At 64.1% G+C, this 17,825-nt stretch carries 17 protein-coding genes; 8 read left to right on the top strand and 9 right to left on the bottom strand.

What is annotated here, in order from left to right; all coding sequences use genetic code 11:
- Positions 1–158 precede the first annotated feature (158 nt).
- Positions 159–962, top strand: coding sequence for a helix-turn-helix transcriptional regulator (locus BM282_RS13570; RefSeq protein ID WP_089881975.1), 804 nt, complete (start codon positions 159–161; stop codon positions 960–962).
- Positions 963–980: 18 nt separating this feature from the next.
- Here BM282_RS13570 and BM282_RS13565 read toward each other — a convergent pair whose 3' ends face one another.
- Positions 981–1,475 carry a cupin domain-containing protein gene (locus BM282_RS13565; RefSeq protein WP_089881973.1) on the bottom strand — a complete coding sequence of 165 codons (495 nt, stop codon included), beginning with the start codon at positions 1,473–1,475 and terminating at the stop codon, positions 981–983.
- A gap of 426 nt (positions 1,476–1,901) precedes the next feature.
- On the opposite strand from BM282_RS13565, the gene BM282_RS13560 reads away from it, so the two are divergent.
- On the top strand, positions 1,902–2,717 hold the full coding sequence (locus BM282_RS13560) for an alpha/beta fold hydrolase (protein WP_089881972.1): 816 nt from the start codon (positions 1,902–1,904) through the stop codon (positions 2,715–2,717).
- 261 nt (positions 2,718–2,978) lie between these two features.
- Positions 2,979–3,857, top strand: coding sequence for an NmrA/HSCARG family protein (locus BM282_RS13555; RefSeq protein WP_175501540.1), 879 nt, complete (start codon positions 2,979–2,981; stop codon positions 3,855–3,857).
- Between the two features lie 5 nt (positions 3,858–3,862).
- Here the strand turns inward: BM282_RS13555 and BM282_RS13550 are convergent, their stop codons facing one another.
- Positions 3,863–5,473: a Na+/H+ antiporter NhaC family protein gene (locus BM282_RS13550; protein WP_089881969.1), complete on the bottom strand. Its 1,611-nt coding sequence runs from the start codon at positions 5,471–5,473 to the stop codon at positions 3,863–3,865.
- Positions 5,474–5,557: 84 nt separating this feature from the next.
- Between BM282_RS13550 and BM282_RS13545 the strand changes: the two genes are divergently transcribed.
- Complete coding sequence (locus tag BM282_RS13545; RefSeq protein ID WP_089881967.1) at positions 5,558–5,980, top strand: universal stress protein; 423 nt, start codon at positions 5,558–5,560, stop codon at positions 5,978–5,980.
- A 117-nt stretch (positions 5,981–6,097) separates the two neighbouring features.
- Here the strand turns inward: BM282_RS13545 and BM282_RS13540 are convergent, their stop codons facing one another.
- Both BM282_RS13540 and BM282_RS13535 read right to left on the bottom strand, forming a co-directional pair.
- On the bottom strand, positions 6,098–8,293 hold the full coding sequence (locus BM282_RS13540) for an amino acid permease (RefSeq protein ID WP_089881965.1): 2,196 nt from the start codon (positions 8,291–8,293) through the stop codon (positions 6,098–6,100).
- Positions 8,294–8,333: 40 nt separating this feature from the next.
- A complete protein-coding gene (locus BM282_RS13535; protein WP_089881964.1) occupies positions 8,334–9,041 on the bottom strand; it encodes a hypothetical protein in 708 nt (235 codons plus the stop codon).
- Positions 9,042–9,272: 231 nt separating this feature from the next.
- Between BM282_RS13535 and BM282_RS13530 the strand changes: the two genes are divergently transcribed.
- The 3 genes from BM282_RS13530 (at position 9,273) to BM282_RS13520 (ending at position 11,612) form a co-directional block, all read left to right on the top strand.
- The gene (locus BM282_RS13530; RefSeq protein ID WP_089881962.1) at positions 9,273–9,860 is read left to right on the top strand and encodes a hypothetical protein; all 588 of its coding nucleotides are present in this window, start codon (positions 9,273–9,275) and stop codon (positions 9,858–9,860) included.
- Positions 9,857–10,465 (top strand): hypothetical protein, encoded by a 609-nt coding sequence (locus tag BM282_RS13525; RefSeq protein ID WP_089881959.1) that lies wholly within the window; start codon positions 9,857–9,859, stop codon positions 10,463–10,465. Before BM282_RS13530 ends, BM282_RS13525 begins: the two co-directional genes overlap by 4 nt.
- A gap of 97 nt (positions 10,466–10,562) precedes the next feature.
- A complete protein-coding gene (locus BM282_RS13520; RefSeq protein ID WP_089881958.1) occupies positions 10,563–11,612 on the top strand; it encodes a hypothetical protein in 1,050 nt (349 codons plus the stop codon).
- Between the two features lie 32 nt (positions 11,613–11,644).
- On the opposite strand, the gene BM282_RS13515 is transcribed toward BM282_RS13520, so the two are convergent.
- The 3 genes from BM282_RS13515 to BM282_RS13505 all read right to left on the bottom strand — a co-directional run bounded on the left by BM282_RS13515 (position 11,645) and on the right by BM282_RS13505 (position 14,901).
- Positions 11,645–12,757, bottom strand: a complete 1,113-nt coding sequence (locus tag BM282_RS13515) for a pyridoxal-phosphate-dependent aminotransferase family protein (protein WP_089881956.1) — start codon at positions 12,755–12,757, stop codon at positions 11,645–11,647.
- Between the two features lie 93 nt (positions 12,758–12,850).
- Positions 12,851–13,852: a PAS domain S-box protein gene (locus BM282_RS13510; protein ID WP_089881954.1), complete on the bottom strand. Its 1,002-nt coding sequence runs from the start codon at positions 13,850–13,852 to the stop codon at positions 12,851–12,853.
- A gap of 146 nt (positions 13,853–13,998) precedes the next feature.
- Positions 13,999–14,901 (bottom strand): hypothetical protein, encoded by a 903-nt coding sequence (locus tag BM282_RS13505; RefSeq protein WP_089881952.1) that lies wholly within the window; start codon positions 14,899–14,901, stop codon positions 13,999–14,001.
- Positions 14,902–15,006: 105 nt separating this feature from the next.
- Between BM282_RS13505 and BM282_RS13500 the strand changes: the two genes are divergently transcribed.
- Complete coding sequence (locus BM282_RS13500; RefSeq protein WP_089881951.1) at positions 15,007–16,560, top strand: ATPase domain-containing protein; 1,554 nt, start codon at positions 15,007–15,009, stop codon at positions 16,558–16,560.
- Between the two features lie 11 nt (positions 16,561–16,571).
- Here the strand turns inward: BM282_RS13500 and BM282_RS18580 are convergent, their stop codons facing one another.
- Complete coding sequence (locus tag BM282_RS18580; RefSeq protein ID WP_089881949.1) at positions 16,572–17,015, bottom strand: luciferase domain-containing protein; 444 nt, start codon at positions 17,013–17,015, stop codon at positions 16,572–16,574.
- A 67-nt stretch (positions 17,016–17,082) separates the two neighbouring features.
- Positions 17,083–17,757, bottom strand: coding sequence for a helix-turn-helix domain-containing protein (locus BM282_RS13490; protein ID WP_245758367.1), 675 nt, complete (start codon positions 17,755–17,757; stop codon positions 17,083–17,085).
- Positions 17,758–17,825 lie beyond the last annotated feature (68 nt).

Genomic DNA, 17,825 nt, shown 5'->3' with positions numbered 1-17,825 from the left:
CCGTTGGGAGACATCTATCTCTCTCTGCTGAGAATCTGCTAGTCGCTCGTCGACTGCTCGTGTTCCAAGCGCACGTTTCTATCCGTCGTCAGACGTATCGACCCTCGCGATTGGAGAGACAGCCATCTTCATGCTACTCGGCATCAATCTACAAACAGATGGATATTGATGAGTTCGTCGGGCTCACCAGACGGTCGTCAGTGCTCGGTGCGCTCCGCGAGGGACCACTGGACCGGCGGGACCTCCAAGAACGAGTGGGCGTGTCACGGCCGACGATTCATCGGCAGGTCCGAGCGCTCGAAGCGGACGGACTGGTGGTGAAGCGCGACGGGGAGTTCGCGCTCACGCCGGTTGGCGAACTCGCGGCCGCCGAGTTCGCACGAGTGTTCGAGGTCATGGACACCGTCTCCGCGCTGAGCCGGGTCGTCAGGTGGCTCCCGGCGGCGGAGTTCGACTTCGACTTTGCCCGGCTACGAGACGCCGAGGTCGTTCTGCCACATCACAACGACCCGTTCGCGCCGACCAGGCGGATGCTGCGTCGAATCCACGGCGCGGACCGTATCCGAATGGTCACCTACACGTTCCTCCCGGAGGGCGACCCCGCCACCAGACGGTGTTTCATCGAAGCGGACCAGTATTTCGAAGGCGTGTTGGACCCGACGCTCGTCGAGACGCTTCTGGCCGACCCGGCGGCGACAGCACACTTCGAGGACCTGCTCGCACAGGGCTCGACCATCGCTGTCGCCGCAGACTCGGTCCCACTCGTCCTGATTATCGCCGACGAGACGGTGATTCTCGGAGCCGTCGACGAGAGCGGGTGCCCCCAAGGGCTCGTTGTGAGCGACGACGAGGTCATCCGACGGTGGGCCGAGGAGACTGTCGACAGCTATCTCGCAGACGCGAGGCAGGTTTCTCTGGACGACATCGGCACTCGAGCGGTCATCGCCGACGGCGGTACGTGACGGAACGTTCTTTCGAGGTCACACCGTCCGCTCGGGAAGCGGACCCAAGAATCGGAAGCCGTACTGCTCGCCGGTCGCGAACACCGACTGGAGCATCTCCTCGGTCGGCTCGACGGGTTCGGGGAGCGACCGTTCCTCGGTCGGTTGGCCGACCGCTCTGAAGAACCCTTCGGCACCACCGGGAGTCATGACTGCGATGACTCGACACACGTCGTCCCCTTCGGTGGCGAACCCGTGTGGGTCACCACCCGCGACGTAGCCGGACGTCCCCGGCCCGAGAATCTCGTCTCGTCCGTCGACGTGGAGTCGCGCCTCCCCCTCGATGACGTGGAACACCTCGCTCTCTTCGTGCGTGTGTAGTCCGTTCTCGAACATCGGGGGCACGAGCATATCGAGTACCAGGTACTCCCCGTCTGTCGCGTCGGAGTCGGCCGTAATCGAGAGGGTCGCACCGAGGACGTGGTAGTGTTCGGATTCGTTTCGGCGGTCTGTTGTGTGCGTGTACGTGGCCATCAGTTTCTCCGACAGGGCACCGACAGAGGACCGCCACCGGGCGTTCCAAACTCGTCCGCCCCGTCGACCGTACAGACCCCTCGAACGAGGTTGTAGTTACCTGGCGAGAAACTCTCACCCGTCGAACGGCTCTCGTCTCGGCAACGCGAAACTGTCGGCTTACAGTCGGGAGTTCGACCCACTCTCCTGCCGAATCTCTGGTGATAGTCGAAGATAGCGAGCCCGGAACGAGGTCTGCCGGGAGTACTGACATCTGTCCGTGTTGGATGACCGTGCCGAATAGAGCGCGCATAGTCAGCGTTCGATCGACGGGTGTGTTCGACAGCCGTCACGCAGTATCGAGTAGACGTTCTGTGAGGGGTGAGACTCCGTCTTTGGCTCCGACCGCAGCTTCATCTCGCGTCGTGTCATATAGATACACCGACTATGCCTACCGTTCAGACGGACGATATCGAGATATACTACGAGGTGAGGGGCGATGGTCCGCCGATCGTCTTCATACACGGGGCGCTGTCCGACCATTCAGCAGCAACGCAACAGCTGGCGGCCTTCAGCGACACGCACACTGCTATTGCATACGATCTCCGGGGCCATGGCGACACCGAGAACCCGCGACACGAACCGTATTCGATCGACCGGTTAGCGGACGACCTACACGGATTTATCGACGAGATGGGCCTCGAACGACCGGTTCTCTGCGGTGTCTCGATGGGCGGGATGATCGCCCAGGTCTACGCAAGCAGCTATCCGGATCAGCTCAGCGCCCTCGTACTCGCCGACACGTTCTCCCCGGCGTTCCTCGACTGGCGCGACCGATTCCAGCGATCTACGCTGGTGGCAACTACGGCCGGACTCGTTCGTCTCGTGGGATACAACCGTGCGAAGGGCCTCATCCTGTGGTTTGGACGCAAACTCGAGCGAGACCAGACGACGAGTCTCCGTCCCGACGCCTTCCCAGATATGGACACCGTGGATGCCGTGAACGCCCTCGAGGCCGTCGCCGGCTTCCACACCACGGACATCGACCTCTCCTCGATTACCGTCCCGACGCTCGTCCTCTACGGTGAACACGAAACCTCTCTGATTAGCCGCCACGCCCCGACGCTGTCTGCACAAATCCCCGACTCGACCGTTCGAGAGGTCCCCGACGCAGGCCATGCGTCCCCCTGGGATAACCCGGAGTTCTTCAACAGCGCAGTTCGAGCTTTCCTCGCTGACCAGACGTCGATTACGGCACGGTGACGCACCCAGTCCGCGACTCGCTTTCGACCGTTTCCGACCGTTTTCGGAGCGCTTTCCCGAGCAGAATCGTCCCGACAGCGAACGGAACGGTCGTCAGAGACGCAGTGATATCCACACCGAGGAAAGTTCCCCCGCCACGTTCGGCCCCCGGACACCGGTTTCACGGGGTTCGTAGACGAGTTCCGAGACACGATCTACCGTCACGTAGCTAACACGCGTCATGGCCAGCTTATGTCGTCAAAAGACCAACGTAGTGCTCGTATGGCCACGAAGATACTCGTAGCCGGATCGACCGGTACACAGGGTGGGAGCGTCGTCGATCAGCTTCTCTCCGGAGCGTACGGGGAGTACGACGTGTACGGACTGACGCGCGACGTCGACAGTGACGCGGCCCGGGCACTCGAAACGCGAGGTGTCACGATGCTCGAAGGGGACCTCACCGACGCAGAGCGCATGCGCGAGTGCTGTGAGGGGATGGATGCCGTCTTCTGTGTGACGACGTTCTTCGAAGCCGGTACCGACGTCGAGACGGAACAGGGGGTCACCCTCGCCGAGGCCGCAAAGCAAGCCGGAGTCGAGCGGTTCGTCCTCTCGTCGGTCGGCAGAGCGGACGAAGCGCCGCTGGCACACTTCGCGTCGAAGGCGCGCGTCGAGGACCGGGTCAAAGAGTTGGGATTCGACTACACGATTATCCGCCCGGTGTTCTTCATGCAGAATCTCACGCAGTTCTACGGCGAGGAACTCGCCAGAGGGACCCTCTCGATTCCGATGGCGTCCGATACGCCGCTTGCACTCGTCGATGCGACGGACATCGGGAAGACCGCCGCGATGGCACTGGCGAATCCCGAGCGCTTCGTCGGGGAGACTATCGAACTCGCCGGTGACAACCGCACACCAGCAGAGATAGCGGCGGCCCTTTCGACGGTGCTGGGCCACGAGATCACGCACGTTCGCCCCGATATCGACGACTACCGCCAGATGGCCGGCGACGAGATGGCAGACATGTACGTCTGGTTCGAGGAGGTCGGTTACGGTGCCAACCCGGTCGCTGACGCAGAGACCTACGGCATCGAACCGAACGACCTCGAGGCGTTCCTCGCGTTCAACGAGGAGTTCCGGTCGACCCCCACTTCGGCCTGACACCATCAGTCGTCGGTCGGTGCGGCCTCCGGAGGTTCGTCGGTCGACTTCGGGTCGATCCCGCGGCGATTCGCGTCGAACTCGGAGAGACCGTAGACGAGTCCGACCAGGGAAACGACGCCGACCGCGAGCAGGACGAACGGCGTGATACGGGTGTACCCCCACACGAGCATCAGCACGATAGCCACGAGGACGACCGTCGCTGCGTAGTAGAACTGCGTGCGGACGTGGTCGATGAGGTCGGCACCGGTGAACGTCGACGACAGCACCGTCGTATCGGAGATGGGAGAGGAGTGGTCGCCGAAGATGGCCCCGGAGAACACCATCCCGACGATGGCAGCGACCATGGTGTGGCTACCGGTGAGGTCCCAAGCCACCGGAACGGCGATCGGGGTAACGATGGCCATTGTCCCCCAGGAACTCCCGGTGGAGAAGGCGATGAACGCGGCCGTAATCAGCACCGCGACGGGCAGTATCTCGGGCGAGAGGAACTGTCCGACGAGGGCCGCGATGTACGCGCCCGTCCCCAGTCCGCCGTCCTCGACCGGCGCGACGACGTTGCCGATACTCCATGCGAGGACCAGAATCGTCACTGCTGTCAGCATGATTCCAAACCCGTCGATGGTCGTGTCGACGCTCTCGCCCAGCGATAGCACGTCGTACGCGTATCCGAGCACGTAGGTCGAGACGACCATCGCGAAGGAGCCGAATATCAACGCCACCGCGTAGTCGGCACCCGTGACCATATCGTACAGCGACGCCCCCGGTTCGTAGCCGGTGTACAGCGCCGAACCGATGGTGACGGAGATGAGCACGACGATAGGCAAGAAGAACGATATCAGTCGTGGGTCGTCGACGTTCGGCGTCCCGAGTTCGGATTCGACGTCCTGCATCGGTCGGGCATCGTCGCGGGTCACCTTGCCGGTTCTGGCGGCGCGGTGTTCGGCGGTGAGCATCTCGCCGAAGTCTCGCTGGGTGAGCACGATGATACCGACCATCACGATGGCCAGAATCGCGTACATGTTGTAGGGAATCGACTGCAGGAAGATTTCGAAGGAGTCGGGAATCTCGCTCTCGGCCAGGTTCGTCGCCCCGTAGCCCGACTCGATCATCGACAGTTGGAACGCGACCCACGAGGATATCGCCAGCGTCGCGACTGGCGCGGCGGTCGAGTCCACTAGGTACGAGAGTTTCTCCCGCGAGATGTACAGATGGTCCGAAACGTCTTTCATCGTACTCCCGACGACGGCCGTGTTCGCGTAGTCGTCGAAGAACAGCGCGACTCCGAGTATCCACGCCGCGACGCCGGCCTTGCGCTTCGTGTCGATGCGTTCGATCGCGAAGTCCCGGACAGCGTGCGAGCCACCCAGCCGCCAGATCATCGCGACAGACGAGCCGAGCAACAGCGTGAAGATGATTATCTGGGCGTGAAAGACGCTCTCGCCGACCGCCGCCGCGATCCAGTCGAACGTCTGTCCGAGCCCGACACCACCGGTGAGGATGACACCCCCGGCCCAGACGCCGACGAACAGCGAGAGGACCGCTTTTCGAGTGGCGATCGCGAGAACGATGGCCAGCAACGGCGGGATGAGCGACAGTGCTCCAAACTCTGTCATACGTGCACACACTACACAGATTTATATAAATGCCACCCAATAGTCGAACCCGAGAATAATGCGCTGGCTCTCGAGGGGTAGGCCATGACGAACGTTCTGGTTCCGTTCGACGGTTCGAAGCTCGCAGTCCAGGCCCTTCGGTTCGCCTACGAGCGGTTCCCAGAGGCGGAGGTGACGGCGCTGTTCGTCGTCGACACGAGCGTCACAAACCAGCCCGAAACGTACGTGGGTGTGAAACTCGGCGAGATCTACGAGCAGCGCGAGAAGGAGGGCGAAGCGATACTCGAGGAGGCTGAGGCGGTCGCTGCGGAGTTCGACGCGCCCGTGACGACGGCGGTCGAGCAGGGCCGACCGTGGCAGGAAATACTCGACTACGTCGACGATCACGACGTCGACCACGTCGTTCTCGGGAGTCACAGCCGTGATCTCCTCGAGCGGTTCTTCGTCGGAAGCGTCGCCGAACGCGTCGTCGATCGGATTCCGGTCCCGGTCACCCTCATCCGGTAACCGGCGAGTGCCGGTCGTCGAGGGGTCCGTCGTCACTCCTGACCGGACCGGGCGACATCTTCGTAGCCTCTCGAGAGGCGTCTCGGAATCGAAGCCAAGAGGAACCGCGCCTCACCCTCACCGGCCGGTCTTCGTGCCTCGTACCAACGCGACGTTTCCGGCCGCGCTCTCGGAGATGGAACGGGTGATGCTCCCGTAGACGATGCCGGAACCGTCGGTCCGGTCGGAGAGCCCGATACAGACCGTATCGTACCCTTCGATGGCTCCCATCAGCGCTTCTTCGACCTCGTCGTCGGCGACGACCACGCAGTCGTACTCGTCGGTATCCAGACCGGCCGAATCCGCAATCTCTCTGACTATCGATTCGTCCGCTCCGTCGGAGTCGGACCCGGTCTCGACGCCGGACGCGTCGACGTACAGTAAGGTGGGTCTCGTTCCCTCGACCGTGGCGAACTCGTAGGCGCGGCGAGCGACGACCGGAGCGTTCGGTCCGGGGGCGACGAGCGCCACCGGCGTCCCAATCGAGTCCCGCGAGAGGTTGACGAGCGAGACGTCACAGCTCGCACCCCCGAGTATCGGATCGATCGTGTGGCCGAACGCGTATCCGTCTTCTCCGACCGCACCGTCCCAGCCGAGAAGGAGTTGGTCGGCGTCCTCTTGCGCGACGATGTCCAGTACCGAGGCGCTGATTTCGGGACCGACGGGCGAGCGAGTTCGGAGGTGGACGTCCATCTCGGCGGCGATGTCTCGAGCGTTCTGTAGCAGTTCCCGCTGGTGGTCGAGTCGCGCAGACTCGATATTCTGCAGTTCCGTGTCCTGTGGGGCTTCGACGACGTTGACAGCCACGAGTTCCGGCGTCCCTCTCTCGACGTTGGCGTGGGCGGTCGCCGCGGCGAGTCGGAGCAGTCCGTGCTGGGTTTCCGGGTTCGCGACCGGAACGACGACGCGGTACGTTTCGGCCGGCGTCCGTTCGAACGCCTCTCGGAAGAGGCCCTCGCCGACGACGCGGCGTCTCGCGTAGGCGAAGTACCAGACGACTCCGAGGCCGATGATGCCCGACCCGATGAGCACGATGACCGTGGCCATCTGCGAGATGACCACGACCGTCAGAACGACTCCGAGCACCGGAACGGCGGGATACAGCACGCTGGGCAGTTCGAACGACGGGTCGTACTCGTCGGGGTCCGCCTGCCGGAACACGACGAGCGAGACGTGCACCAACAGATACGCCACGAGAAAGCTGAAGCTCGCCGCCTCGGCCAACAGGGCGATGATGGTGTCGACACGCAGTCCGAGCGCTATCAGGAGCGCCGTCACGCCGCCCGTGGTCAGTATCGCACGGTGCGGCGTGTAGAACCGCTCGTGGCTCTCGTTGAACCAATCGCTCATGAGTCCGTCTCGGCCCATCGCGTAGATGACCCGCGACGCGGCGAGAATCGAGGAATTCGAACTCGAGATGGCCGCGATTATCGCGGCGAACGCGATGGCGGCCACCCCGACCGGACCCATCGACACCTCGGCGACGTCGGACACGGGAATCGGTGATTGGCCGAGTACCTCGAGCGGGACGACACCGGTACTCACCAGCATCACCAGCACGTACAGAACCGTCACGGAGACCACCGAGAGAATCATCGACAGCGGAATCGTCCGACTCGGGTTCTTGATTTCGCCAGCCACCGTGGCGATGATCTCGAACCCGAGGAACGACACGAAGACGATTCCGGTGGTCGCGACGATACCCGTCGGACCCGTGGGGGCGAACGGGGTGAGGTTCGCGGAGTCGATGAAGAAGAGACCGACGGCGACGAAGAGGACGACGATTGCCGTCTCGGTTCCGATCATCCAGTTCTGGAGTGCGGTCGACTCGTCGGTCCCGTAGTAGTTGACCCCGACGAGCAGTGCCAATCCGAGAAGTCCGAGCGCTATCACGAAGTGACGACCGTCGAGGCCGGGAATCGGCCCGACGATGTACTGCCCGAAGCCGACCATGTAGAACGCGCTCGCGAACATCAACCCGGTCCACATCCCCCACCCGACGATGGCACCGAACAGTCCGCCGAGCGCGCGGTTGACGTAGTGGTAGCTCCCGCCCGCGATGGGCATTCCCGTCGCGAGTTCGGACAGCGAGAGCGCCGCGAGTAGCGCGACGAGACCAGCAATCGCGTACGAGATGGAACTCGCTGGGCCCGCGTTTCGGGCCGCGATACCGGGCAGGATGAAGATTCCGGCCCCGATCATCGTCCCGCCGCCGAGCGTCATCGCTTCGAGAAATCCCAGCGTGCGCTCCAGTTCACCTCCGTCGGCGCTCATCGCACCCTCGCGCCGCCGGTCGTGTTGGGTTCGCGCGGACTCATTCGACGTCTCTCACGATGAGTGCCGGAATTTCGATTTCGTCGATGAGCGTCGACAAGAAGACCCCGATGATACGTTCTCGGAGCGAGGGCTCCGTCTCCCCCAGAACGACGATGTCGTACGCTGTTCCCATCGCGACGATGTTCTGAGAGGGGTCGCCCTCCTCGGAGAGTTTCCAGTCGACCCGGCTCCCGTCGATGCCGTATTCGGTGAGCCGTTCGACCGCTCCGCGCAGGAGAAACTCCCCCTGACTGGGTTCGGCGTCTTCGAGGGCCGAGTGAAAGAACGTCGCCGTCGCGTCGCTCCTCCCGAGCAACCCCGCGACGACGGAGACGATTCGCTCGACGTTCGCATCCCCCCGAATCGGAACGAGCACCTTCTCGATGTGGTCCGTATCTCCGGCGGTCAACACGGCGTCGCAGTCGTACTGGTCGGCGATGCGGTCGATGGTGGCCTCCCTGTCGTGTGTGAACACCAAGACTTCCGTCACGCCGTCTCGTCCCTCGGCGATGCGAGCGAGCCTCGCCGACGCTTCGTCCTCGTATTCGTGCTTGATGAGCGCTGGTTCCGCCTGGTCGGGAACGGGAAAGTATCCGAGTAGAATGACCTCGAACGGACGAAGTGCGTCGATGACCTCCAGTCCCGGAGGGTCGGGATTCGAGACGTCGATTGGAATGAGAATCGTCAGTTCGCCTATCGGGGGCATGATGTGCGAACGATTCGCAGGGTAGCGTCGTCAATCCATCGCATACTCGGGGGTCCGCTCTGCTGACGCTTCGAGTGTGGGTCTCTCGACACGCCCGCTTCGAGGGCGTCTCTTCTCTCTCGGCGAACGGATTCCGAAGAGTTTCGGTGTCGGGGTCGCAGACGGTGGCAGGCGACGCCGACCGACGGGTTCGGCTACAGCGTTTACAGGGCACCCCTTCGAACAGCGCTCGTGGCTCTCAACGCACTCACGCCGAGCGAACGGAGCAACGCAATCGCCGGATGGGCTCTGGTGGCCGTCTTGTCACTCGGGGCCGTCGAGGGCGTTCTCAGGGGGTCGCTCCTCTGGGGAGGGTTCTCGCTGCTTCTCGCCCTCGTCGCGTCGTTGCCGGCGCTGGCGACCCGGAGTCGGACGGCGATGGTTCCGTGGCCGCTTCTGTTCTGTGCCGCGGCCGCGATAGTCGCCAGAGCGGTCGGACTGTACCCGGAAGTCGCGGGCTACGTCGCGATTGCGACGCTCGCGTTCCTCGTGGTCGTCGAACTCGACCTGTACACGTCGGTCGAACTCGGTCGGCGGTTCGCCGTCGGGTTCGGCGTCCTGACCACCATGGCTCTCGAGGCGCTCTGGATCGTCGCGCAGTTCTACTCCGACCGGTGGCTCGGAACCGAATTCTTGAGCACGCAGACCGAACTGCAAGAGGACATCGTCCTCGTCACCCTCGTCGGCTTCGCCGTGGGAGCGGTCTTCTACTGGTACTTCGACCGGTTCGACCCCGCGGAGACGGTGAGACGGTCGGGCAACGGGGTCGATTCGCGATGACGGGTACAGACTCGCTCGTCGTGCCCGACTCCCGAGAGCGACTCCTCGCGCGCGTGTTGCAACTCGCACTGGTCGGGTTGATGCTCTTCGGCGTGGTGACGATGCGGGTCGGAATCGTCGTCATGGGGGGCATCGCGCTCGGTGTGACGCTCCTTCCGGCGTTGGTACGCCGAGAGTACGGCTACTCGATGGACGCCCGACTCGTCCTCTGGATAACCGTCGCCATGACGCTTCACACGGTGGGGTCGCTGGGTCTCTATCAGCAGTACCAGTGGTACGACGAGATAACGCACACCGTCTCGGCGACGCTCGTCGCCGGGTTGGGGTACGCCGCCTTCCGGGCGCTGGAACTACACTCCGACAGCATCGACGTCCCGTCGACGTTTCGGGCGGTGTTCATCGTCGTGTTCGTCCTCGCGGCGGGGATGCTCTGGGAGGTGTTGGAGTTCGCTCTGGGCGACCTCATCACCGTCTACGGAATCGACGACATCGTCACCGACTTCGTGTTCAACGCCGTCGGCGCGGTCATCGTCGCGGTCGGTGGCACCGGCTACGTCGGCACGCTCGTCGAGTTCTTCAGAGAGCGACTGCGTTCGAGTACGTGAGCGGTGACGGCTGCACCGTCTTCTCGCTCGACCCGCGCGGCCGACGGCGCGGAGACGTGCACGGGAACTATGCTCGGCGGCGGCGAACGTGGGGTACATGCTGTACGACCACGTCTCCGACCTCGACCTCAGCGTCACAGGATACGACCTCGACCGGCGGGAGCGAGACACGTCGAGCGGCTTCACCCGCGCGACCACCGTCGTCTCGCTGCACGGCGACGGCGAGACCGGACGCGGCGAGGACGTGACGTACGAGACGGCTGCGCACGATTCGTTCCGAGAGACGGCGGTCGACTTCGCCGTCACGGGTGAGTTCACGCTGGACGAGTTCTCGGCGCACCTCTCCGAGCAGGACCTCTTCTTCGGCGAGGAACCCGGCCAGTCGATCTTTCGGAACTACCGCCGCTGGGCGTTCGAGAGCGCCGCGCTGGACCTCGCGCTGAGACAGGCCGACACCGACCTCGCGGACCGCCTCGACCGGACGTACGACCCGGTCCGGTTCGTCGTGAGCACCCGGTTAGAGGACCCGCCGACGGGCGACCGAGTGCTCGACTGGCTCGACCGAAACCCCGAGTTGGAGTTCAAACTCGACCCCACGTCCGACTGGACCGACGCCGTCGTCGAACGCCTCGCCGCGACCGACGCCGTGCGGATTCTCGACCTGAAGGGGCAGTATCACGGGACGACCGTGGACCAGCCCGCCGACGCGGACCTGTACGAACGGGTCCTCGCAGGCTTCCCCGAGGCACTCGTCGAGGACCCGGAGCTGAACGAGAAGACGCGACCGCTGTTCGATGGCCAAGAGGCGCGAGTGACGTGGGACTACCCGATTCGCGGCGTCGAGACGGTCGAGGACCTCCCGTGGGAACCCGAGTGGCTGAACGTCAAACCGTCCCGATTCGGGTCGGTCGAGTCGCTGTTCGACACGATAGACTACTGCCGAGAGCACGAGATACGGACGTTCGGTGGCGGTCAGTTCGAACTCGACGTCGGTCGCGAACACATCCACGCCATCGCGTCGCTGTTCTACCCGGACGCCCCGAACGACGTGGCCCCGAAGGCGTACAACGACCCGAACCCGACCGGTGACCTTCCGACGAGTCCGCTCGCGCCGCCGACGGACCCGCGAGGACTGTCGTGGAGATGAGAGTGGTGCGGATGGCGCGGTGAGGCGAGTGACTACAACCCGGCGACGTCTTCGATGGCGTCGGTGAGTTCGCGAATCGACTCGACGGTGTGTTCGCCCATGTGGCCGATGCGGAACGTCTCCTCGCCGAGTTGCGAGCCGTAGCCGTTCGAGAACACCATGTCGTACTCCTCGGACACCCGTTCGATGGTCGCCGCGACGTCGATTCCCTGCGTGTTCTCGATGCAGGCGACGGTCTGGGACTCGTAGCCCTCCTCGGGGAACATCGCGAAGTGTTCTGCGGCCCACTCGCGGGTGTACTCGGCCATCTCCTCGTGACGGCGACTGCGCTCTTCGTGGCCCTCGTCGAGCATGTGCTTCATCTGTTTGCGGTAGGCCAGCATGATGGGTATCGCGGGCGTGGAGTGCGTCTGGCCCTTCCGGTCGTAGTAGTCGAGCGAGCGCTGGAACCCGCCGTACCACGACGCGGAGTCTTTCTGCAGTTCTCTCTCGTACGCCTCGTCGGAGACGACGCAGACGGCGAGTCCCGGCGGCATCGCGAACGCCTTCTGCGTCGACGCGAAGACGACGTCGATACCGTGTTCGTCGATGTCGACGTAGTCGCCGCCGAGAGAGGACACCGCGTCGACGACGAAGTAGGTGTCCGGATACTCCGCGATGACGTCACCGATGGCCTCGACGGGGTTGCGGACGCCGGTGGAACTCTCGTTCATCACGCAGGCGACCACGTCGTACTGTTTCTCGCTCGATTCGAGTGCCTCGCGGACGTCCTCGGGCTTGACCGCCTGCCCCCACTCGTACGCCAGTCTGTCGACGTCCTTCCCCAGTCGTTCGGCGACGTTGGCGTGGCGTTCGCTGAAACTCCCGCACGTCGTGACGAGGATGTTCTCGTCGACGAGGTTGAGCGTCGACGCCTCCCAGAACTCCGTCCCCGACGCCGTGAGAATCATCACGTCGTTGTCGGTGCCGAGGAACTCCTTCGTGTCCTCGACGATGGTCGTGTAGAGGTCCGTCATGCGGTCCATGCGGTGGCCGAACATCGGCTGGCACATCGCCTCCACGACGTCGTCTCGCACGCCCGTCGGGCCCGGGATGTACAACTTCTTCTCCGGATAGTCGTCTTTGTATTCGCGTTTCTTGGTCACAGAAACCACCTGAGTACGCTGCACTGTGCATCGTGATGGCATGGTACTTTTGATTCCGCACCACCGGGTGCCGTTCGGCCGCGAGCGACCGACTCACTCGGCGGCGTCGACGCCGCGAATCTCGAACCGCGCGCCGCCCGCGTCGCTCTCAGTCAGGCGAACCTCCCAGTCGTGCGCGGCGGCGACTTCCGAGACGATACTCAGCCCGATTCCGGTTCCGGTGGGCGACGTCGTGTGGCCCACCTCGAACACCGCGTCTCGGTCTCTCTCGGGGATACCGACGCCGTCGTCTTCGACGTAGAACCCCGACCCGTCCGGGAGTTCGCCAACCGACACGGCCACGTCGTCGCCGCCGTGTTCGATGCAGTTCCGAAAGAGGTTCTCCAGGAGTTGGTCGAGTCGCATCGGGTCCGCGCGGAGGGTGCCGTCGGAGTCGACGGTCAGCGTCGCCTCGTCGTGTCCGACGTGCGACCACGCGGCCTCCGCTCGCTCTGCGAGTGCGACGGAGTGGATGTCTATGGCGGCCATTCCCTCGCGAGCGAGCACCAGTAGGTCTTCGATGAGGTCCTCCATTCGGCGGTGGGCGCGAGCGACCACGTCGAGGTGGTCGCTGTCACACTCTTCGCGGGCCAGTTCGACGCGTCCGTGCGCCACCGAGAGCGGGTTCCGCAAGTCGTGGCTGACGACGCTCGCGAACTTCGCGAGACGCTCGTTCTGCAGTCGGAGTTCCTGTTCGCGCCGTTTCCGTTCGGTGATGTCGCGGACGACCGCGAGGACGCGACTCTCGTCCTCGATGGCGGTCTCACAGAGGTGGACCTCGACCGGCAGTCGGCCGCCCGCCTTCGTCTCGACGACCCACTCGAACTGTTGCGGCCCCTCCGCGGCCGCACGGCGGACCAACTCCGCCGCGCGGTCCAGCGTGTACGGTGGCTCGTTCGGGTGTATCTCCTGAAAGCTCAGTTCGAGGAGTTCCTCGCGCGGGTAGCCGAGCATCTCGCAGAACAGGTCGTTCGAGTCGAGAATCTCGCCGGTGTCCGTCTCGTGGACCAAGATGCCGTCGGGAAGCTTCTCGAATATCTCGCGGTAGTCGGACATTGGTACAGCGGGAAGGACACGTTACGCTCCGTCTCGGCTTCCGTCGTCTCCGGCGCACGCCGCCTTCTCACCGCGCTAGTTCGCCGGTCCCCGTGTTATCGATTTCGAAAAATACCAGTACCGAGACAGTATCTCCGACCGCGGCGTCAGGGCGTCATCTCGAGAACGTTCTGTCGCGCCTCCCGGACCGCCGCGTGGAGGTCTTCTGGTGGTTCCTCCAGTAGTTCGAGTACGTCGCCGTACTGCCGTCGACCGACCGTCGAGTACGTGAAGCGGTCGTGCAGTCGTTCGATGCTGTCGACCACCGCGTCGGTGGACGCGGACGCGCCGAGGAAGTGGATGACCGGGGTCACGTCGCCGTCGACGAGGTCGCGTTCGACGTCGCCGATGTCCTTGTAGAGGAGGCGACGACAGCGGTACGCGCGCAGGTCTTCGAGCATCCGCCGTTCGGTCTCCTCGCCGACGTCCATCACGATGGCGGGGATGCGAGCGAACGCGTCGATGTCGCAGGAACGGTACGCGTACAGCGCTTCCGCGGCGGCGAGTTTCTGGCTCGTCGCGTCCGCGGCCTCCATGTGCTCGAACAGTTCGCGTTCGACGAGCGGAATCTGAAACACCGACGTGTAGTACTCCAAGAGGGCGTCCTCGACGTCCGCGCGGTACGCCGGCGGACAGCTTCCGACCATCGCCACGCCGGAGAACGCCGCGTTGACCGTGAGCGCTATCTTCTCTTGCGTCCGCAGGTCGCGCGTGTCGATGATGTCGTCTAAGACGTTGATGGTCGCGTCGAGCGCGGTCAGCGTCCGTTTCACGGATTCGGGGACCGGTTCGTCGCAGACGCGAGCGTAGGCGTTGCACGCGGGGACGGTTCGAACCGACTTGCGTCCGCGCTCCCACTTTCCGACCACCTCGCGGAGGCGCGCGGCGACGTCTGCCGTCGAGTCGACGGGGAGTTCGGCACCGAGTCGCGCCTCGCGACCCGCGACGTCGTCCGCGAGGTCAGCGTGCAGGGACCGCACCTCCTCGCGCGAGATGGCGAGTGTAGTCATTCTGAACCGATTTTATCGGAGAGAGATATATTAGTTGTGTACCAGTTATCAATAAAGAGAATCCAATCAGAACGTATAAGATGGGTGTGATTTAACGCAGTGACCATGCAGGTGGGCTCCTCTGTGACCGAGACGGACATAGGCGAAGCAAGTACGGGGGACACAGTACTCGACAGGATGCTCAGAGGCGGCGTTCCGCGGGGACGAGCCGTCCTGGTGAGCGGTGGCCCGGGGGCGGGAAAGAGCACGCTCGGTATGCAGTTCCTCCAGACGGGTATCGAAGCGGGAGAGGAAGTCCTCTACGTCAGCACCGAACAGACCGTCGACGAACTGCGGGACTCGTTCGGCGAGTTCGCCTTCGACCTCGACGCACCGAACTGTCACGTCACCTCGATTCACGCGGTCCCGGGCCAGACCATAGAGCGCGACGACGAGTTGATACTGAGCGACATGGAGGGTGCCGAGTCCGCCGGCGAGAACGAACTGTTCAGCATCGAACGGCCGTTCGAGATTCAGTACATCCGCGAACAGCTCGCCGAGTACCGCCACTGCGACCGCATCGTCTTCGACAGCGTCTCGGGCCTGACCCCGATGGCCGAGAACACGCCGCGGTTCCGTCGGAGCCTCCTCGAACTCATCCGGACGTTCTCCGACGAGTTCGGCGCGGCCAGTCTCCTCGTCGCCGAAGCCTCCGCCGAACACCGGGACGTGCCCGCCGCCGAACTCCTCCAGTTCACGACGCACGGCGCGATACAGGTGTCTCGCGAGTGGGTCGCGGGCGAGTACCACCGATACCTCGAAATCGCGAAGATGCGCGGCGTCGACCACGACACCGCTCCCCACGAGTTCGAGATAACCCGCCGCGGTATCGAAGTGCTCCCCCGCGACGACAGGCGAGCCAACGGCGTCACCACGCCCATCAGCACGGGTATCGAGGGCCTCGACCGACTCATGGGCGGCGGTTACTCGGAGGGGAGTTCGACGGTCATCGAACACGACGGCCGGGCGAACCTGAACGGCACCGTCGCCGCGGGCCTCCTCGCGACGCTCGAAGAGGGTCGCGTCATCGTCCTCTTTCCCACGCCGAACATCACGCCGGAGTGGTTCCGCGAGCACGTCGGTCAGCACGTCGGCTCGATGAAGAAACTGTTAGACGAGGACCGACTGATGGTCGTCGACTGGTCGAACACGTGGCCCGTCGAGCACCGGAACGTGTTCAACGTCCACCTCTCGGGCCTGTTGGGTCTCGTCTCGAAGAGCCAACTCTACCTCACGCAGAAGCTCCTCCGCATCTACAGCACCATCAAAGAGCGACGCGAGTCCCCCCTCACCGCGTGGGTGTACACTGAAACGATGCTGCAGGACTTCGACGCCTCAGACGTGCGCTTTCAGTACAACTGGGCGCGCGGAAACATCTTCAACCCCGACGACAACGTCGTGTTCATCCAGAACCCCGTCTCGATGGGCGAGAAACTCGCCGAGTTCTACGTCCACGACGCACAGCAAGTGCTCCGCCAGTGGGTCCACGAGAACGGGATGGAGTACCTGCGCTTAGAGAAGGGCGACGCCGGCCAGACGGACGTCAGTTGCCACGTCAGCTGTCTTCAGGAACCCCCGTACTTGGAGATTCGCGGCAGCAACGCTTCCGGTCCCGAGTAGCGCTCGTTCTCTCACGCGTCGCTCGCGCGCCTCGTCCGACCGCCGGTCCGCGCGGCGAACATCTCCCGGAGGCCGGCCGAGAGGTCCATCGCGGCGGTCTCTGCGGCCACGTCGACGGCGCGTATCGCCTCTTCGGCGTCGGGCCGCCGTTGGAGTGCGGCGACGTGCAGCAGATACGAGAGGCGAAGCAACCAGACGGCCTGTTCGACGTCGCTCTCTGCGTGGAGATACTTCGTCACCCACCCCGAGTCGGGGTACAGGTGGTGCTTCGAGGTCCGGCCCTCGTCGACGACGGCGTCCCGGACCCCCTTCGGGAAGGGGATATCGACCTGCCGCGTTCCGTGGACGTGACCGAACTCTCGCCCACCGACGGTGAACTCCGTGCCCGCGAAGCGGTGCGGCCCGGCGACGACGCCCGGCCACGCCGACACTGCCGACTCGAGGTCTGTCGTCATCGCTAGAAGAACGTCGTCTAGGGTGATAATTCGGCGGTTCCCGTCCTTCCCTCGTCGGGGCGCGAGACTACAGTCGTCGGTCGCAGACGCCGGTGTCTGCCGTGTCGGCGTAGCCGGCGAGCACTTTCGACTCGGCTTTTCGAACCAGTTCTCCGGCGGTACTGACGGCGCAGTTCAACTCGTCGGCGACCCGTTCGAGAGACCCGGTTCGCGGCACGTCGTAGTAACCGACCGCCACCGCCGCCTCCAGTGCCGACTGCTGTCTCTCGGTGGGCGTCGCGGACGCGGAGAGACCACGTCGAAACCCTCGAACGCGGGCGACTCGGGCGTCTGTCAGTTCGTCCAGCCGTTCGTAGCAGTCGGCGACGGCCGGGGACTCGCCGACCACGTCGACGGTCGCCGTCCGGTCGTCGAAGAACACGACCGGACCCAAGAAGACGACGTCCGCCTCGGCGACGACCCCGAGGACGCCGTCGTCCATCTCGAAGCCGGTCTGTCCGACGAACGCGTACGTCCCGCCGTCGTCCGCGACGAGACTCGACGACGACAGCGTGTCGAGTACCGAGAGCACCCCGTGTGTCGTTTCGCGGTCAGCGTCGAACCACGAGAGCGTCCGCACGTTCGTCGTCGGCCCCCACGCGAGCAGTTCCATCCGCGAGACGCCGTCGGTTCGCGCGAGTCTCCGGTGTATCGGATGGAGTAGGTCGGGAGGGTACGTGAGTTCGAGCGTGGCTCGTTTCACGGCGGACCAAGTGCGGGAGAGTATATAAAGTGCCGCACTCGTGCGGCAGTACGCTCTCCACGGTCGCG

Source organism: Halogeometricum limi, assembly GCF_900115785.1.
Lineage (GTDB): Archaea > Halobacteriota > Halobacteria > Halobacteriales > Haloferacaceae > Halogeometricum > Halogeometricum limi.
This window is presented reverse-complemented; position numbering and strand designations above follow the sequence as displayed.